Raw genomic sequence first — 19202 nt, forward strand, 5'->3', positions numbered from 1 at the left:
ACGTTTATTGAACTGCAAATGTAATGCCATTATTTGATTAAAGAAGCAAAAAAATAAAAAAATTTTATATTTTTTTTAAACCTACTGCTATTAAAAAAATTATAATAAAAAAAGCCTATCAATTATTGATAGGCTTTTAGATAAAAAATTAACTAGTAATAAAATAATATATAATTATATAACTCTTACGTTTACTGCGTTTAATCCTTTTCTTCCATCTTGTAAGTCAAACTCAACTTCATCGTTTTCACGAATTTCATCAACTAATCCTGACACATGTACAAAATGTTCTTTGTTGTTTCCTTCTTCAGTGATAAATCCAAATCCTTTAGATTCATTGAAAAATTTTACGGTACCTTTATTCATAATAGTAATATTAAATATGTTGCTTGTTTAATTACATACAACATTTATTATTAATCAAAAATAATGCCAAAAACAATAATTTAGTAAAAAACAGCAACTATTGTTTTTAAAATAAAATCTACAACCTATAAATAAGAGATTTAACAGCTTCAAACTCACTAATAATTTCTTCTAAGACAACTTTTGCCGGTTTTATTTCATGAATTAAACCCGCTATTTGACCTATTTCTAACTCGCCGGCATCTAAATCTCCCTCAAACATTCCTTTTTTTGCTCTTGCCCTTCCCAACAATTCTTTTAAATCATCTACAGTTGGTTTTGTTTTGTACAATTCTTGTATTTCATTAAAAAACTTATTTTTCACCAAACGTACAGGTGCTAGTTCTTTTAAAGTTAACTGTGTTCCGCCATCTTTAACTGCTACAATTGTATCTTTAAAATTTTGGTGCGCGGACGATTCTTCCGTAGCTGCAAACCTACTTCCTATTTGAACCCCATCTGCTCCTAAAACCATAGCCGCTAACATTCCTCTACCAGAACCAATGCCTCCTGCAGCAATTACAGGAATTTTCACCTGCTCTTTTACCATTGGTATTAAGGTAAAAGTGGTGGTTTCTTCCCTTCCATTATGTCCGCCAGCTTCAAAACCTTCGCAAACAACTGCGTCTACCCCTGCTAATTCTGCTTTTAAAGCAAATTTTACAGAGCTCACAACATGCACCACCGTAATTCCTTTTTCTTTTAAAAAGGAAGTCCAAGTTTTAGGGTTTCCTGCGGAAGTAAAAATAATCTTTACGCCCTCTTCAATGATAATATCCATAATTTTTTCAATATCAGGATACAACATCGGTACGTTTACGCCAAATGGTTTGTCTGTGGCTTTTTTACATTTCTGAATATGTTCTCTTAAAATTTCTGGATACATAGAACCAGCACCAATAAGACCTAGTCCACCAGCGTTTGAAACTGCAGAAGCCAATTTGTAGCCAGAAACCCAAATCATTCCTCCTTGAACAATAGGATGTTTTATTCCGAATAATTCTGTAATACTATTTTTCATTAATTTTTTATAATCTTAATTGTTCTGTATTGATTTTCTTTAGAAATTTTTAGGAAGTACAAACCCGTTTCTAAAAAAGAAATTTCAACCTCATTTAAAAGTGTTTCTTTTTGTAGCACTTGTTTTCCCAAAACATCAAAAATTTGCATTTTATATCCTTTTCTATTCCCTAAAAATCCTTCAATTTTAAAAATTGTAGTTACAGGATTTGGTGAAATTTTAACACGTTCTAAAGATGCTTCTTGTAATGAAGCTGTAGAGCCAATGTACTTGTTTAAAGCAATTTCAAAATCCGGAATTCCGTAACCATATTGATCTGTAGGATTAGAATATGTATTTGCAGATGTATAAACCGCTTCCTTTAAATGATCATTAAATTTTTTTTGCTTTTTAGATTTTTTATGGATTGAAGATTTCAACAAAAACCCTTCATTTCCATTTAAACAAGCAATTAAACCCGCCATAATTGGTGATGAGAATGAGGTTCCGTTTGAAAGAGAAATGGCTCCATTTGTATGATTAATAACGGCTGCACTTACACCTAAAGCTAAAATTTCTGGTTTAATTCTCCCGTCTGAAGTTGGCCCGAAAGAGCTAAAATTAGCAATACTTTTGTTTTTATCTACGGCGCCAACTGTAATTACTGAAGGTGCATCTGCAGGAGCAGTAATATATTTCCAAGAATTATTTCCAGAATTTCCAGCAGAATTAACAACTAAAATTCCTTTGTTGCCTGCAATTTCTGCTCCTCTAGAAATAAATGTTGTTTTCCCATTCATATCTGCATACGAATAATTATAATCTGCATTGTCAAAAGTAGAATATCCTAACGAAGTATTAATTACATCAACACCCAGACTATCTGCTCTTTCTGCCGCTTCTACCCATAATGTTTCTTCTAACGGAACTTCTACTGGCGCATTTTCTGTTCTAAATAAATAGAATGAAGCATCTGGTGCAGCCCCTACAAATTGATTTTCTAAATAACCGCCTATTGTAGACAACACATTTGTACCATGATTATTCCCTGCATAAAAATTTGTACTTCTTTCCACAAAATCGTAGCCACCAAGAATCTGATTGTTTTCTCGTAGCCTTTTAAAAGCTTCTAGCGTGTTTACATTCGGAAAACCAGCATCTATCACTGCAATTATTTGACCTGCTCCTGTTAAACCTTGTGCATGTAAATAATTGCCTTTTAGCATTTTTATTTGATCGCTGGTGCTCCCATAATTAAAATCGGTCTGAGAAATATTAAATTTATTCTGATGATTAGAAACCATCTTTTCAACAGCTTTTTCGCCTAAATTATTAAAGGTTTTATTAGCGAATTCAACCCGCTTTATAAATGATGAATTTAGAAAATAATTGTCGATAATTATTTTTGTTCCTTGAATATGAACTGCATTAAGCCATTTTGATTTTCCTAAAACGGTGATTCCAACAGCGGCTTTAATATTATCTATGTGCGCTTGATGCATAGGAACATCTGTTCCGTTTATTTCTATTTGCAAATTATTTCTTCTATCAATAGCCCTTTGGGAAAGCATTAATAACGGATTTGAAATATATAAAGTAGAATCTGGTTTGTCTCTTAAAAAGAACCAAGCATCTTCTTGTTGTTGAGAAAACAACGAAAAAGTAATTAAAAAAGAAAAAAGAAAGCCTAGTTTTTTCATGGTTTATCTTAAACCCTAAAAATACCAATTAATAAACCCTAAAAAAAGTTTTTTAAGAAATTACTCCAGAACCTAACAACTCTTCATTGATATACCAAGCAACAAATTGTCCTTCTTGAATTGCAGATTGTTTGTTTTCAAACTCTACAAATAAACCCGTTTCTACCTTGTGTAAAGTGGCAATTTCTAGAGCTTGTCTGTATCTAATTCTAGCTTCTACTTGCAATGTTTCGCCAACTTTTAAGGTTAAATCTTCACGAATCCAATGTATTTCTTCGTTGGATACAAACAGTACATTTCTATAAAGACCTGGGTGATTTTTACCTTCACCAGTATAAATAGTATTTGTTGTTACATCTGTTTCTATTACATATAACGCTTCTTTTGTACCACCTACATTTAAACCTTTACGCTGTCCTTTTGTAAAATAATGCGCTCCTTGGTGTTTACCAGCCACTTTACCGTCTTCTTTGTTATAAGAGAATTTGGTTGCGAAATAAGCAAGTGCTGCTTCTTTATTTTCAAATTCTGGTGTCGATTTTATATACTGAGAAAAGTCAGAAGGAATCGTAACAATATTACCTTCTTTTGGTTGTAATTTTTGTTGTAAAAATTCTGGTAAACGAACTTTACCAATAAAACATAAACCTTGAGAATCTTTTTTGTCGGCAGTAATTAAATCTGCTTTTTTTGCTATTTCTCTAACTTCTGGCTTTGTTAGTTCACCAATAGGAAACAATGCTTTTGTTAATTGTTCTTGAGAAAGTTGACATAGAAAATAAGATTGGTCTTTATTTACATCTTTTCCTGCCAATAATTTATAAACAGGCTTTCCGTCTATAATTTCTTCACCTTTTCTACAATAATGACCTGTAGCAACATAGTCTGCACCTAGTTTTAAAGCGATGTCCATAAAAACATCAAACTTTATTTCTCGGTTACAAAGTACATCTGGGTTTGGCGTTCTTCCTTTGCTATACTCATCGAACATATAATCTACAATACGTTCTTTGTATTGATTGCTTAAATCTACCACTTGAAAAGGAATTCCTAGTTTTTCTGCAACAATCATTGCATCATTACTATCTTCTAACCAAGGGCATTCATTAGAAATAGTTACAGAATCATCGTGCCAATTTTTCATAAATAGCCCAATAACTTCAAACCCTTGTTCTTTTAATAAATGTGCAGTAACACTAGAATCTACACCACCAGAAAGCCCAACAACTACTCGTTTCATTATTTAATTTTAAGGGTGCAAAGATACGAATTAGAAATGGTTTTGTAGATTGAAATAATTGATAGATAAATTGATTTGTTTTATGTTGAAAATAGGTGCTAGCTTTTCATTGTAAGCTTTTTAGTTTTTAGAAAAAATTTAAAATTAGAATCGCTAATTCTCTTTTTTCTGCGTGTATGAAGCTTTTTCCTCCTTTTTTTCTTTATCAGAAGCAATTTCACCATCTAAATAAAACTCCCACTTTCCGTATCGTTCTCCGTCTTTATATATCCCCGTTTCTTTTAGGTTTCCATTCAACTCGAAATATTTTGCCAAACCATTTAAATTCCCATTTTTGTAAGTAATTTCTTCAATTAAAATCCCCTTGTTAGAATATTTACTAGAAACACCCTCTAACAATCCGTTTTTATATTCAGAAAATTCGGTTACTTGTCCATCTGGATAGTACACCAATTGCTCGCCATGAAGTTTGCCGTTGCTATAATTTTCTTCTGACATTAAAGTACCATTGGGATAAAAATATTTCCAATTACCAACTCTTTTTCTTTTGTTTAAAACACCTTCTGTTTTAATTGCCCCTTTTAAAGTATAAAACTGGACAAACAAGGAATCTGAATCTTCAAAAAAAGTCTTTATAATAACAGGTTTTTCTGACGTAGTGATGTCATAAAATTTGAAAACCCCTATTTCTTTTCCTGCTTTAAACTGACCTGTATAGCGTATTCTTTTATTCGGATGGTATTTCTTCCAAACACCTGTTCGTTCGTTATTACTATCAAATTTATTAATTCTTTGTGCAGTAGCCTCCTCACTTATAAAATAACAAGCCAAAAAGGTGAAAATAAAAACAAGTCTTTTTATATTTATCATTTAGATAGAATTTGAGAACAAATATACATTAATAGTCCCAAAAAAAAAGTTGCTTTACTTAACGAAACAACTCGATAACATGCAAAAAGCCTACAAGTAAAAACCGCCAAAGGGTTGCAAATATAGTGTTAGAAAATCAAAAAATATTCTCAGAATTAATTTTGATACCTTTTGATGTTGAAAATAAATTTTCTATAACAGCTGCCTGAATTTTAGAATGGATTTACATACATTATCATTTAAACTGGAGGATACCACATTTAGGTGAGTTTTTAGAAAAACTTGCTACTGTAAAATTTGACAGTGCCATTAGACCTTATGCTAAAATTCGCAAATAATTAGCAACTGCTAATTATTCAAAAATAGAAAATAACATTCAGAAAAAGCGAACAATCCCTTAAATAGAAACCATGCTAACAAACGGTTTCGATTGGTTAATTGCACCTCAAAATTACTGTAAGAGCTTAGACAATGCCTTCTTTGTATTTATTCGGATTAGAAATAGATTGGATTCACCCAGAATTTAAACATCTTATTGAGACAAAAATAATCCATGAAAGTAAAGGTTGTAAAGCATGTGGAAAACAGGCTATAAATTTAATAGAAAAATATGCGACTTAGCTTATTTGTTCATGATTTCAATTATAAATTAGCACTTAATAGCTATTTAACTTTGATTGTAAATTATAAAACTAAAACCATGAGCAATCAATATAACATCATTCAAAAAGTCAATCAAAAAATAGCATAGGAAAAAGAAAACACCATTGGTATTTCTATAGTCATGGTAATGTTTTGTACAGGAATCGTGGCTATAAATGCAGCAATAGCGGTTCAAAAAAAATTTCTTTATTTACTTAAATGACTGCTATTATATTAGCCGTAGGAACAGCCGTTTTATCTATTAGTAAGCAATCTTTAAAATGATTCTCTGGGCTTTTATTGCAACTATTATTATGAATGTGGCTTTGTTATTTCATCAAATCTCTATTGCACTTTCTTAGGTTTTTCTTCAAACATTCGTAAAAAAAGAGACGCCGCAATATTTCTTGCACGCTCTTTTGCCTGATGTGCTCTTGTTCCTTCAAAAAGCGCATCTACGGTTGTAAACCATAATTCTAACCATTTGCCAAAGTGTTTTTGAGTTATCGTATGATTAAAATGAGCATCTACATCTTTGTGCGCTTTCATTGGGTTTCCTTTAAATTTTCTAACAAAAAATAAATTGGTTTCCCAAAAATCTGTCAGTTTTTCTAAATGACTTTCCCATTCATTCTTTGGTATGATTTCTAAAAAGATGGGTCCTATAAAAGAATCTTCTTTAATTTTATCATAAAAAGTTGTGACTAATAAAAAAATATCAGCCCTGTTTTCTATATCTCTTAATTCCATTTTTTATCATTTTAAGAAAACAAAAGTATATCTTTACCAATGATAGTTTTATGACCTGAATCATAATGATAGACCAACAACTTCTTTTAGATTTTAATGCTGAAATATGTGAATATTGGAAAGGGAAAGAAATATTTTCAGAAAATAATACTGCTAAATATTACTATCAAATAGTTAGTGGAGCCGTTAAAATGAATAATTATAATGACGATGGAAAAGAATTTATTCAAAATTTTTTCTACAAAGGGCAAAGTTTTGGCGAGCCACCTCTTTTTATCGATGTAAAATATCCTGCAAATGCTATTGCTTTTTCAGATTGTAAGATTCTTAAATTAGAAAAAGAGAATCTCTTTAAATTACTATTTCAACACCCAGAAATTCATTTAAATATTACAAAAAGTTTAGCAAACAGATTGTATTACAAAGCAATTATTGCTTCAGAAATTTCTAGTCAAGAACCAGAACACAGAATCCTTCGTTTTTTCGATTATTTAAAAAAAGATGTTGCTAAAATTGAAGGAGATTTCGCCTATAAAGTAGTGTATACAAGACAACAAATAGCAGATACTCTAGGACTTAGAGTAGAAACAGTAATTAGAGTTGTAAAGAATTTAGAGAAGAAAAAAAAGGTAAAAATCATTAAAAGAAAAGTTTTTAGATAAAACCCCTTTAAATATACGTAAATCAACTTAGTAATTTTTATTTTTGCAAATCACAACACAACAAAAAATGAACTTAACAAAACTAAATGCCATCTCACCTATTGATGGACGATACAGAGGAAAGATTGAAAAACTAGCAGATTATTTTTCTGAAGAAGCTTTAATTAGATATCGCGTTAAAGTAGAAATTGAATATTTTATTGCTTTGTGCGAAATTCCTTTGCCACAATTAGCCAATTTTGATCACAGTTTATTTGAAACGTTGCGTAAAATTTATATTGATTTTACCGCAGAAGATGCTCAGAAAATAAAAGACATCGAAAGCATTACAAATCATGATGTAAAAGCTGTTGAATATTTTATCAAAGAAAAATTTGATGCTTTAGGTTTGCAACAACACAAAGAGTTTATCCATTTCGGGTTGACTTCTCAAGACATAAACAATACAGCAATTCCGCTTTCTATTAAAGACGCGATGAATGATGTATATGTGCCTCAATATTTAGAACTTTTAGAAAGATTACAAGAATTAGTAATTGAATGGAAAGATATTTCTATGTTGGCAAGAACTCACGGGCAGCCAGCTTCTCCTACGCGTTTAGGAAAAGAAATAGATGTTTTTGTAGTTCGTTTAAAAGAACAATTCAATTTGTTAAATGACATACCAAGTGCAGCGAAATTTGGTGGAGCAACCGGTAATTTTAACGCTCATAAAGTTGCATATCCAGCGATAGATTGGAAAGCTTTTGGGGGTAATTTTGTACAAGAAAAGTTAGGTTTACACCATTCTTTTCCAACCACACAAATAGAACATTACGATCACATGGCTGCATTGTTTGATACTTTAAAACGTATTAACAATATTATTATAGATTTAGACAGAGATTTCTGGACCTATGTTTCTATGGAGTATTTTAAGCAGAAAATTAAGGCAGGTGAAGTGGGTTCTTCTGCAATGCCACACAAAGTAAATCCGATTGATTTTGAAAATTCTGAAGGAAATTTAGGACTAGCAAATGCAATCTTCGAACATCTTTCTGCAAAATTACCTATTTCTAGATTGCAAAGAGATTTAACAGATAGTACCGTTTTACGTAACGTTGGGGTTCCTTTCGGACATACAATTATTGCGTTTACATCAACCTTAAAAGGGTTGAATAAATTGTTGTTAAACAAAGCAAAGTTTGAGCAAGATTTAGAAAATAATTGGGCAGTTGTTGCAGAAGCTATTCAGACAATTTTAAGAAGAGAAGCATACCCAAATCCTTATGAAGCATTAAAAGGATTGACAAGAACGAATGAGAAAATCAATCAAAATTCTATTGCGAATTTTATTGATACACTAGAAGTTTCTACAGACATTAAAGAAGAATTAAAGGCAATTACGCCAGCAAATTATACAGGTATTTAACATGATAAAAGCAGAAAAAAGAATCGAGAAAAAAGAGGTTTTAAAATTTATTTTAGAAAAAAGAAACACACTGTTCCTGTCTCTTTTTTCTTGTTTCTTTCTTCTAGTCTTAACTTCTTGTTCATCAGAAAAAGGAGATCCAGATAGATTTAAACATGGCGTTTTTGAAATTCCGGCTGGAGAAGGTTATAGCAAAACTACAATTACCAGAATAGACAGTCTTCAGATTGAAGAATATGACAAAATTATAAGTATTTCTAACGATAGTCTATCCGAAGAAAAAAGGATAAAACATATTGATACGTTATATATCAAATGGAAAAATAATTTCTTTTATTCTTTAAAAATGAAATCGCCTAAAAAACAGCTAGATAAAGACGCTATTTATGTACAAATTACTAAAATAACAGATGATTCTTATGATTTTTCAGCAAAAATAGGTTTTAGTAAATTTCTTACAGACGGTACAATTTATAAAGTAAAATAACATGGAAATTTTTCTACATGCAGATACTTGGGTTGCGTTATTAACACTAACTTTTTTAGAAATAATTTTAGGAATAGATAATATTATTTTTATCTCTATTTCTGCAAATAAGTTACCCGAGAAGCAAGTAAGAAAAGCAACGCTTTTAGGGTTGGCTTTGGCAATGATTACAAGAATTATACTGCTGTTTGGTGTGTCTTATTTAATCGCTTTAAAAGATCCTTTTTTTAGCATTGACATTGGTTGGTTTAAGACCGGTTTAACGGGCCAAAGTATTATTTTGTTTCTTGGTGGTCTTTTCCTATTATACAAAAGTACCAAAGAAATTCGTCAGAAAGTAGAACACACCAACGAAGAAGAAATCTTAAAATCACCAAAAGTCATTTCGTTTTCAAGTGTTATTATTCAGATTATATTAATTGATATTGTCTTTTCTTTTGATAGTATATTAACTGCGGTTGGTATGACAAACGGAATTGAAGGCGCTTTAATTATTATGATTATTGCTGTTATTGTGTCAATTTTAGTGATGATGATTTTTTCAACCCCAATTAGTAGTTTTGTAAATAAAAATCCGACCATACAAATGTTGGCACTGTCTTTCTTAATTTTAATTGGCTTTATGCTAATTACAGAAGGCGCACATTTATCGCACACAGCATTTTTTAACAAAACTGTAGGAGCAATTCCAAAAGGTTATTTGTATTTTGCCATTGCGTTCTCTTTAGGAGTAGAAATGCTAAATTTAAAAATTAGAAAAAAATAATTTTATCAAACAGTTTAAGATACATATCAGCTTCTTTTTCTTTTTATTATTGATGATTCCTGCATCAATACAAATTATGCATGCTTTTGAAAATCACGAGCATACCATTTGTACTTCTTTAGTTGAAAATCATTTTCATGAAGACAATGCAGATTGTGATGAACTTCACAAACAACTTACTGTATTCTCCGTAGCATTTTCATCTAATTTTGATGTAATTCCTACTCATTTTTACAGCACTATTTTTATTGATAAATCTCAAAAATTTAAAGACTTTTATCACTCGGAGCAATCTTCTCGAGGCCCACCATTTTTTACTATTTAAAACAGTTACATTAGTACGAATACCTTCCATAAATTTCGGAAAATAAAATGATTTCTTATAATTAGAGGTTGTTTATGCGGCATTCGTAGGACTCAAATTTTTTATTCAATAGTAAAATAATACCAATGAAAACATACATAAAACTGCTATTTATAATGGCAATTGCTTCTGTAAATGCACAAAATAGTATTTCCGGAAAAATAACAGACACGCATAATAATGCATTAATAGGTGTAGAAATCTACGCACAAGAACTTCATAAAGGAACCGTTACAAAAGGTGATGGATCTTATGAATTGAAAAACGTTCCTAATGGAAAAATTAAACTAATCTTTAGATACTTAGGTTATAAAACAATATCTAAAAATTTAGTCATCGCTTCAGATAACCTAACTTTAAACTTTCAATTAGAAGAAACTTTTTATGAAATAGATGAAATTATTGTTTCTACTCCATTTAATAAGTTACAGTCAGAAAATGTTATGAAAGTAGAACGTCTTTCTGCGAAATCTATTCAAAAATTAGGTGCAACGACATTGTCAGAAGGACTTGTAAATATAGCAGGAGTTTCGCAAGTTTCTACAGGGACTTCCATAGGAAAACCAGTAATAAGAGGTTTAAGCGGCAACAGAGTTTTAGTCTATACACAAGGTATTCGTTTAGAAAATCAACAATTTGGTGGCGAACATGGTTTGGGAATTAATGATGCAGGAATTAGCTCTGTAGAAGTTATTAAAGGGCCTGCTTCTTTACTCTATGGCTCAGATGCTTTGGGTGGTGTTTTATATTTGAATCCAGAAAAATTTGCTTCAGAAAATAACACAGAAGCAACAATTAGTCAGCGTTATTTTAGCAATACATTAGGTACAAATACTTCTGTAGGCGTAAAATCTTCTTTAGAAAATTGGAAGTTTTTAGCTAGAGGAACCTATGCAAATCATTCAGATTATAAAATTCCGACTAAAGAAAGAGTTACAAATACACGTTTTAATGAGAAGGATTTTAAAACAGGAGTAGCCTATTCTAAGAATAAATTTACTTCAGAAATTCGATACAATTACAACAGATCTAACTTGGGATTAACTGAAGGGATTGGAGAACAATCTACAAGTAATTCACTTTTAGAACCTTTTCAAACAATAGACAATCATATTTTAAGTTCTCACAATCATTTCTTTTTAGGCGATTCTAAATTAGATATCGATTTAGGGTATACTTTTAATGACAGACAAGAATTTGAAGAACATGAAGACCTCGATGCGCATGAAGGTGACGAGCAAGCTGCATTAAGAATGAAATTGAAAACATTTTCTTACAACGCAAAATATCATTTCCCCAAAGTTGGTGCCATAGAAATTTTATCTGGAGTACAAGGTTTGCATCAAACAAATACAAATTTTGGAGAAGAATTGCTAATTCCAAATGCTACTATAAACGACTTTGGAATTTTTACCACTGCCAATTATTCTTGGAATAAAAATACTTTACAAGCAGGAATTCGTTTCGACAATAGACAAATTACCACAGAAAAACATGAAATTATACATGATGGTGATGTGCATGTTTTTGAAGCCATTGATAAATCTTACAATAGTTTTACAACCTCTTTGGGACTAAAAACTTCCGTATCCGAAGAAATTACTGCACGAATTAATCTTGCTTCTGGTTTTAGAGCCCCCAATTTGGCTGAATTAACTTCTAACGGAGTGCATCATGGAACCAACAGGTTTGAAAAAGGAAACAACAATTTACAGAACGAAAAAAATATTCAAATTGATGTTTCTTTAGCATATAAAACAGCACATTTTGAATTATTTGCTAACGGATTCTACAATCACATAAACGATTATATTTTTATTGCACCAACTAATGAGATTGAAGATGGTGAGCAGGTGTATTCTTATATTCAAGAAAACGCTAAATTATATGGTGGGGAATTCGGATTTCATTTACACCCACATCCGCAAGATTGGTTGCACTTAGAAAGTACTTTTGAAATGGTTATTGGAAAACAAGAAAATGGCAACTACTTGCCGCTAATTCCTTCAAATACTTGGAGAAACACCCTTAGAACTGAGTTTAATGATAAAGAATGGTTACAACAAGGATATTCATCTTTGACTTTAGAAAGCACTTTCTCACAAAACAATGTAAGTAATTTTGAAACTTCTACAGGTAATTATAACCTCTTAAATTTTGCTTTTGGTGGTGATATTCATTTAAAAAACATGAGCTTTTCAACGTCATTATCTGTAAATAATTTATTGAATAAAGAATATGTAAATCATTTGTCTCGTTTAAAGAGCGACGGTATTTTAAATCAAGGAAGAAATATTGTTTTAGGTGTTAATTTTACGATTTAAAAAAATATCATTCAAAAATTATAAAAAAAGTATTACTTAATTGTAATGCTTTTTTTACTTTTGTTGTAAATTAATAGGATGCTGTTTTAGAACTTATAAAGTGATAAAAATGCTCAAAATCAATAGCATTTTTATGTCTAAATTGCCAAAAGAATATCAGTTTATAGACTTGTCAGATTATGGCAGACCCATAGCAAGAATCATTGCAAACTCATTAAAATCTACTAGATTTACTCCTGTAGATATTACCATCGCTTTTATTATTTCTGGTTTAATTGGTGTGTATTTTATTATTGAAGGTTATTATTGGGCAGCAGCTTTTTTCTTAATTTTTAAATCGATTTTAGATGCTGCAGATGGCGAACTCGCTAGAATAAAAAAAACACCTTCTTATACTGGTAGGTTTTTAGATTCTGTTTCAGACATTATATTAAACTTTATTATTATAATTACTATTTGGCAATTAACCGATGTTAGTTTAACGCTCGCTTTGTTAGCATTCTTCGGAATTCAATTACAAGGAACTTTGTATAACTATTATTACGTTATTCTTAGAAATAGATTTGATGGAGATACTACAAGCAGAGTTTTTGAAGATGAAACACCCATTGCGTTATTAGGAGAAAAACAAAAAAACGTGAATATTTTGTTCTTCATTTACAAAGTGTTATATGGCATTTTCGATAAAATAATATATGCTTTAGACAGAAGTGCATCCGAAGGAAAACCTTTTCCTAATTGGTTAATGACCTTAGTTTCTACCTTTGGTTTGGGCTTTCAACTCTTAATTATAAGTGTTCTTTTAGTCCTCAATTTAAAAGAATTTATCATTCCTTTTTTTATAGGATATTCTGTGTTAATTTTCGTATTTATTTTTATACGCAAAGCTTTTTACTAATGCACGTGCTCTGTGCTTTTTAAGCGGCTTAGAACAATTAAAGCAGCTACAAAAAATAATCCCAAAGAAAGCACACTCCATTGCATAGAATCTGTTAAATAGATTAAGAAACCAAAAACAAAAGTTCCTAATACAATGGCTATTTTCTCTGTAACGTCATAAAAACTGAAATAGGTTGCGTTGTCTTGCGTTTTTGGTAATAATTTAGAATATGTAGAACGGGTTAAAGATTGTATTGCTCCTAAAACCAAACCTAACAATCCGCCTAAAGCGTAAAAATAATACGCTACATTAGGCAATTCTTTTTCCAACATAAAAGCAGATAGACAAACTAAAATCCATATAAAAAGTGTAATTTTTATTGCCTTAAAGTTTCCGTATTTCTTAGAAACATTTGAAAAAATATAGGCTCCTAAAATAGCTACAAACTGAATTAATAAAACGGTAACAATTAAATTAGTAGTTCCTAAACCTAATTCTGAAGAACCAAAAATAGTGGCCAATAAAATAATGGTTTGTACGCCAACACTTAGTAAGAAAAAGGCTAATAAAAAGTTCTTTAAAGTTGGGTATTGCTTTAACTCGTCCCAAACTTTTTTTAATTCTTTAAAACCTTTCCATATAAAATCTTTATCTGCCTTTCTATTAAAACTATTATTGGGTAATTTTTTAAAAGTTACCTGTGCAAAACCAATCCACCACAGACCAACCATCACAAAAGAAATTCTCATTGCTTTTAAAGATGCTATATTTTTTGCACTTTCTGTTGCTTTTGCAATTTCGACTTCACTTCCGTTTGCTAAAATTGTATCAGAAATACTTAAATCGAAACCAAATGTTTCTGGTGCTAAAATCATTCCTAAACATAACAACAATAATATAATAGAACCAATATACCCGTAAATAAAGCCTTTGGCACTCGCGGCATCTTGTTGCTCTGGATGCGCCACTTCTGGTAAGTATGAATTGTAAAAAACAATACTAGACCAAAAACCAATACTTGCTAAAATTGTACAAATTATACCAACCCAAGCGGTGTTTAAATCTTCGAAAAAATACATAGCCATTACAGACAAACCACCTAACCAACAAAAAAACTTCATGAACTTAAGTTTATTTCCAGTGTAATCTGCAATACCAGATAAAATTGGCGACATAAATGCTACTACTAAAAAAGAAAAAGAAAGTGCATAACTGTATAAAGTGTCTGCATGATTCCATTTCATTCCTAAGAAAACAACCGTTTTGTCTTCTGTTATTGCAGCATAAAAGAGCGGAAAAACAGCGGTACTAATTACTAAAGAGTACACTGAGTTTGCCCAATCGTAAAATGCCCAAGCGTTTATTAATTTTGTATCTCCAATTTTTAACATAGAATTATTTTAAATAAAAATGCCGTTCAATGGTTGTTGAACGGCACACAATATAGTAAAAGTTTTTACTACTTATTTAAAATTAGAGTTTGCGACTCCATTAAATTTTGCGGCATATTTTTTAGCTGTTGGTAAATAGCTTCTTAAATCTTGAATTCTAGAAGCATTTGATGGGTGTGTACTTAAAATTTCTGGTTGAGAACTACCCCCAGAATTTTGACTCATTCTTACCCAAACTTCTGCAGCTTCTCTGCCATCATAACCTGCCATAATCATAAAAACTAGACCTAATCTATCTGCTTCTTGCTCATGTACTCTACTAAACTTTAGCATTCCTAGGCCAGAACCTACGCCAAAAGCAGTATTCCATAATTGTTGAGATTCTGAACTGCTACCAGAAGTTCCTAAAGCAACTAGTAAACCACCAATTTGTTGACCATAAGAATTTGTCATTCTTTCTTGCCCATGTTTTGCAAATGCGTGTGCAACCTCATGCCCCATAACTGCGGCAACCCCATCTTCATTTGCGCAAATTGGCATGATCCCTGTATAAAAAACAACTTTCCCTCCTGGCATGCACCAAGCATTTATTGTTTTATCGTCTACTAAATTAAATTCCCATTTGTAAGCATTTGCTTCTGAAGTCATATTATTTGCTCTCATAAATCGATCTACAGCTCCTGCTATATTTTTTCCAACACTTTTAACTTGGTTTGTCATTTCTCTATTAGTAGACAATTTATTTTCTGCTAAAAACCCTTTATATTGTGCAAAACTTGCTGGCAAAACTTGTGCATCGCTCACTAAATTCACTCTACTTCTTCCTGTAATTGGTACTTTACTACATTCAGAAAAAAGCAATACCGTTACTAATAAAATGACTAATTTTTTCATATTTATTGATTTGTTATATTTATATATTTTGTAGGTAGCAATTTATAGTTTTTATCAATACGATATGTGCTATATCCGTTTTTTAAATAACTGAAAAGAAAATATATAAATTTGATTCGTATAAAATAACACTAATTTTCTGTAAGTCTTAAAATTAAAAAACGTCTAAAAAAATGAGATTTAAACTATAATAAAAAAAATACAAATGAATAAAATATACTCCCTATTAATGATGGTTTTATTAGTAAGTTGTTCTGGTAAAGCACAAAATACATCCAAAGAAAATAAAAAGTATAAAGTTAATAAGACAAATGCAGAATGGAAAAAGGAATTAACTAATAAACAATATTATGTATTGCGAGAAGCCGGTACAGAAAGAGCCTTTACGAGTCCGTTTAATCAAAGTGAAAAAGCAGGAACTTTTGTTTGTGCAGCATGTAAAACACCTTTGTATGAATCTAAATATAAATTTGATTCGGGAAGTGGTTGGCCATCATTTGATAGAGCTATCAAGGAAAATGTAGAATTAGATATAGATTATAAAATTGGCTATGCAAGAACAGAGCTAAAATGCAATACATGTGGTGGTCATTTAGGGCATTCATTTGATGATGGCCCTCAAAAAACTACAGGAAAACGTCATTGCATAAACGGTGCTGCTTTAACCTTTATTCCTCAAAAATAGACAGACAAATTCATTAAAAGAGTACCTTTATATTTTTAAATATAAAGATGAAAAAAATAAAATTTCCGAGTGCACAAACAGTATTACTTTTAATTGCTGCTTTTGTTGCTATCTTAACATGGGTAATTCCTTCAGGACAGTTTGATAGATTAGCCTATGATAAAGAAGAAAATACTTTTATAAAAACGAGTAACGGGAGTTTTATTTCTTTGGAAGCAACCCAAAAAACATTAGACGATTTAGAAATTAAGATTCCTTTAGAAAATTTTACCTCAGGTGCAATTTATAAGCCGATTAGTATTCCTAAGACCTATAAAGAACTAGAAGCAAGACCCCAAGGTTTTAACGAATTTATTTTAGCACCTTTAAAAGGAATAATTCAGGTTGCAGATATTATAATTTTAGTTCTTTTTATAGGTGGTTTAGTAGCTATTGTAAATTACACAGGTGCTTTTGAAGCAGGTATTTTTAGGCTCTCTAAACTTCTAAAAGGCAAAGAGTATACGCTAATTATTATTGTAACTTCTTTAATTGCTGTTGGTGGCACAACTTTTGGTTTAGCCGAAGAAACCATTGCCTTCTACCCTATTTTAATTCCGATATTTTTAGCCGCAAAATATGATGCAATTGTTGCTTTGGCTTGTATTTATATAGGGAGTTCTATAGGTACAATGGCGTCAACAATAAACCCATTTAGTACCATAATAGCCTCTAATTCTGCTGGTATTAATTGGACTACCGGAATTTACGGAAGAATAGCCATGTTTACAATTGGTTTAATTATCTGTGTTTTATACATTATTAGATATGCCCAAAGAGTAAAAAAAGACCCTACAAAATCTATTATTTTCAGTCAAAAAGAAATGATAGAAAAAATGTTTCTCTTCAACAATTCATCAGGAAACAGCAACTTTACCTTTCGCTTAAAAATGGTTTTATCTGTTTTTATTTTATGCTTTATCATTATGGTGTATGGTGTTAGTAATTTAGATTGGTGGTTTTTAGAAATGACTGGTATTTTCTTTGTTGGAGCACTTTTAATAGGTTTTATCTGTAAAATAAATGAAACCGTTTTTGTAGAAACTTTTATAAAAGGAGCAAACGATTTGCTAAGTGTTGCTTTTATAATTGGTATTGCAAGAGGTGTTACCATACTTATGGAAGATGGCTTAATAAGTGATACTTTATTGTACTATTCTAGTGCTGTAACCGAAGGAATGAACAAAGGATTTTTTATAAATTCGATGCTATTTGTGTATAGCGGATTGTCATTTTTTATACCATCTTCTTCTGGAATGGCTGTTTTAACCATGCCTATTTTATCACCGCTTGCAGATGGTGTAAATATTGGTAGAGAGGCTGTAGTAAATGCTTATTTATTTGGGATGGGGTTGTTCAACTTTATAAACCCTACAGGACTAATTTTAGCTTCTCTTGCCATTGTAAAAGTTGGCTATGACAAATGGCTGAAATTTGTACTGCCTTTAGTTATTATTTTAGCGGTAGTATCCATGGTTTTCTTAACAATATCTGTTTATCTTTAAATATTCGCTTTAAAAACACATATTGATGTGTTTTCTTTAACCTAATAATTTGAATTTGCCGCCAGTATTTTTACAGTCTAAAAAGATTACTAAGTATATATAAAATATAATATCCTGGGGCTTCACTTTATTAATTGTATTTTTATTGTACATTTCATGTAACATATTCGTTTCAGATGACCAAAGAAGTAATTGTAGATTTATTGGAAGAAAAACATAGAACCTTATTTGATTGGTTAGAAAAACAACCGAAAGAAAATTGGGGAAAAGGGCCACAAGGAAAATGGACTACTGGTCAACAAATTCAGCATTTAGCAGATAGCTTACAGCTTCTTAACAACGCGTTAAGTTATCCTAGGTTTTTTCTAAAATATAAATTTGGTCTTTGTAATAGAGCAACCAGAGATTATGAAACAGTTGCTAGAAATTATCAACAAAAATTAGAAGAAAATAAAGATATTGCTGCTTTATTCAATAGCAAGTTAAAAAAACCTATTCTAAAAAATAGAGAACGACTGATTAATAGACTTCAAATTCAGAACAAAAAACTACAATATAAAGTCCGAAAAATAAGCGACCTCAATTTAGATACCTTGGTAATTCCGCATCCTTTAATGGGTAAAATGACGCTTAGAGAAATTATTATGTGGACTGTACATCACACAGAACATCACACCAATATTTTAATACATAATTATAGTGAAGGCCTTTAAAACGCTTGTTATATGAAAGTAATATGAGTAAAATAATAGCGAAACCACATCTTTTTTTCTTTGCATTAGCTCTTTCTTTTGTAATCTTAGGTTTTATAAATAGAGAGCTAAGTATAGACTTTAATATAGGTGATGTCTACTATGATTTTACGGTAGATTTTTGGTTTTACATTTCTGCAATCTACTTTACATTGGTAGGTTTTAATTATTTATCTTTAATTTGGGCAGATAAACCCCCTAAAAAAGGGTTAACGATACTTCATGTTTTATTACAAATTTTAGCCCTATTTTTATTAATGACAAAACATCGGTGGAATTGGCTTGGTGCACAATATCCTGCAGAATTTAACCTTCTAAATGACCATTCAGAAACTGTAATTTTTATCTCAATTATACTCTTTATCAGCTCAATTCTTATACATCTTTTAAACTTCTTTGTTCCTTTATTTTTAAAGAAAAACTAATCTAAAAAAG

General features: G+C 30.8%; 20 protein-coding genes. 12 read left to right on the forward strand and 8 right to left on the reverse strand.

All coding sequences use genetic code 11. From position 1 onward, the window contains the following. Positions 1 to 174: 174 nt before the first annotated feature. The 5 genes from ES045_RS15530 to ES045_RS15550 all read right to left on the reverse strand — a co-directional run bounded on the left by ES045_RS15530 (position 175) and on the right by ES045_RS15550 (position 5215). Positions 175 to 366: a cold-shock protein gene (locus ES045_RS15530; RefSeq protein WP_036821181.1), complete on the reverse strand. Its 192-nt coding sequence runs from the start codon at positions 364 to 366 to the stop codon at positions 175 to 177. Between the two features lie 118 nt (positions 367 to 484). Next, complete coding sequence (locus ES045_RS15535) at positions 485 to 1426, reverse strand: NAD(P)H-dependent flavin oxidoreductase (RefSeq protein WP_147117194.1); 942 nt, start codon at positions 1424 to 1426, stop codon at positions 485 to 487. Further along, entirely contained in the window at positions 1426 to 3105 is a 1680-nt protein-coding gene (locus ES045_RS15540) for a S8 family serine peptidase (RefSeq protein ID WP_147117195.1), read from the reverse strand. The genes ES045_RS15535 and ES045_RS15540 overlap by 1 nt, the downstream gene beginning before the upstream one ends. A 52-nt stretch (positions 3106 to 3157) precedes the next feature. Beyond that, the gene (mnmA, locus tag ES045_RS15545) at positions 3158 to 4345 is read right to left on the reverse strand and encodes a tRNA 2-thiouridine(34) synthase MnmA (protein ID WP_147117196.1); all 1188 of its coding nucleotides are present in this window, start codon (positions 4343 to 4345) and stop codon (positions 3158 to 3160) included. A 153-nt stretch (positions 4346 to 4498) separates the two neighbouring features. After that, a complete protein-coding gene (locus ES045_RS15550; RefSeq protein WP_147117197.1) occupies positions 4499 to 5215 on the reverse strand; it encodes a toxin-antitoxin system YwqK family antitoxin in 717 nt (238 codons plus the stop codon). Positions 5216 to 5686: 471 nt separating this feature from the next. Here ES045_RS15550 and ES045_RS16485 point away from each other — a divergent pair, with 471 nt between their 5' ends. Beyond that, positions 5687 to 5836 (forward strand): hypothetical protein, encoded by a 150-nt coding sequence (locus ES045_RS16485; protein ID WP_189663127.1) that lies wholly within the window; start codon positions 5687 to 5689, stop codon positions 5834 to 5836. A 366-nt stretch (positions 5837 to 6202) separates the two neighbouring features. On the opposite strand, the gene ES045_RS15555 is transcribed toward ES045_RS16485, so the two are convergent. Continuing rightward, positions 6203 to 6607 carry a group III truncated hemoglobin gene (locus ES045_RS15555; protein WP_147117198.1) on the reverse strand — a complete coding sequence of 135 codons (405 nt, stop codon included), beginning with the start codon at positions 6605 to 6607 and terminating at the stop codon, positions 6203 to 6205. 65 nt (positions 6608 to 6672) lie between these two features. Here ES045_RS15555 and ES045_RS15560 point away from each other — a divergent pair, with 65 nt between their 5' ends. From ES045_RS15560 to ES045_RS15590, 7 genes are all read left to right on the forward strand, one after another. Further along, on the forward strand, positions 6673 to 7269 hold the full coding sequence (locus ES045_RS15560) for a Crp/Fnr family transcriptional regulator (protein WP_147117199.1): 597 nt from the start codon (positions 6673 to 6675) through the stop codon (positions 7267 to 7269). Positions 7270 to 7336: 67 nt separating this feature from the next. After that, positions 7337 to 8680, forward strand: coding sequence for an adenylosuccinate lyase (gene purB, locus ES045_RS15565; protein WP_147117200.1), 1344 nt, complete (start codon positions 7337 to 7339; stop codon positions 8678 to 8680). Between the two features lies 1 nt (position 8681). After that, positions 8682 to 9167 (forward strand): hypothetical protein, encoded by a 486-nt coding sequence (locus ES045_RS15570; RefSeq protein WP_147117201.1) that lies wholly within the window; start codon positions 8682 to 8684, stop codon positions 9165 to 9167. 1 nt (position 9168) lies between these two features. Then, positions 9169 to 9933 (forward strand): TerC family protein, encoded by a 765-nt coding sequence (locus ES045_RS15575; protein WP_147117202.1) that lies wholly within the window; start codon positions 9169 to 9171, stop codon positions 9931 to 9933. 52 nt (positions 9934 to 9985) lie between these two features. Continuing rightward, complete coding sequence (locus ES045_RS15580; RefSeq protein WP_147117203.1) at positions 9986 to 10258, forward strand: hypothetical protein; 273 nt, start codon at positions 9986 to 9988, stop codon at positions 10256 to 10258. A 125-nt stretch (positions 10259 to 10383) separates the two neighbouring features. Further along, positions 10384 to 12621: a TonB-dependent receptor gene (locus ES045_RS15585; RefSeq protein ID WP_147117204.1), complete on the forward strand. Its 2238-nt coding sequence runs from the start codon at positions 10384 to 10386 to the stop codon at positions 12619 to 12621. A gap of 133 nt (positions 12622 to 12754) precedes the next feature. After that, complete coding sequence (locus ES045_RS15590) at positions 12755 to 13519, forward strand: CDP-alcohol phosphatidyltransferase family protein (RefSeq protein WP_147117223.1); 765 nt, start codon at positions 12755 to 12757, stop codon at positions 13517 to 13519. Here the strand turns inward: ES045_RS15590 and ES045_RS15595 are convergent. Continuing rightward, on the reverse strand, positions 13516 to 14892 hold the full coding sequence (locus ES045_RS15595) for an MFS transporter (protein WP_147117205.1): 1377 nt from the start codon (positions 14890 to 14892) through the stop codon (positions 13516 to 13518). The two genes, ES045_RS15590 and ES045_RS15595, sit on opposite strands and share 4 nt — an antisense overlap. A 72-nt stretch (positions 14893 to 14964) precedes the next feature. Next, positions 14965 to 15786, reverse strand: a complete 822-nt coding sequence (locus tag ES045_RS15600; protein ID WP_147117206.1) for a M48 family metallopeptidase — start codon at positions 15784 to 15786, stop codon at positions 14965 to 14967. A gap of 205 nt (positions 15787 to 15991) precedes the next feature. On the opposite strand from ES045_RS15600, the gene msrB reads away from it, so the two are divergent. From msrB to ES045_RS15620, 4 genes are all read left to right on the forward strand, one after another. Further along, positions 15992 to 16471 carry a peptide-methionine (R)-S-oxide reductase MsrB gene (gene msrB / locus ES045_RS15605; protein WP_147117207.1) on the forward strand — a complete coding sequence of 160 codons (480 nt, stop codon included), beginning with the start codon at positions 15992 to 15994 and terminating at the stop codon, positions 16469 to 16471. 47 nt (positions 16472 to 16518) lie between these two features. After that, on the forward strand, positions 16519 to 18015 hold the full coding sequence (locus ES045_RS15610) for a YfcC family protein (RefSeq protein WP_147117208.1): 1497 nt from the start codon (positions 16519 to 16521) through the stop codon (positions 18013 to 18015). Between the two features lie 176 nt (positions 18016 to 18191). Further along, positions 18192 to 18728 (forward strand): DinB family protein, encoded by a 537-nt coding sequence (locus ES045_RS15615; protein ID WP_147117209.1) that lies wholly within the window; start codon positions 18192 to 18194, stop codon positions 18726 to 18728. Positions 18729 to 18751: 23 nt separating this feature from the next. Next, the gene (locus ES045_RS15620; protein ID WP_147117210.1) at positions 18752 to 19192 is read left to right on the forward strand and encodes a hypothetical protein; all 441 of its coding nucleotides are present in this window, start codon (positions 18752 to 18754) and stop codon (positions 19190 to 19192) included. Positions 19193 to 19202 lie beyond the last annotated feature (10 nt).

Source organism: Polaribacter sp. IC073 (genome assembly GCF_007997075.1).
Lineage (GTDB): Bacteria > Bacteroidota > Bacteroidia > Flavobacteriales > Flavobacteriaceae > Polaribacter.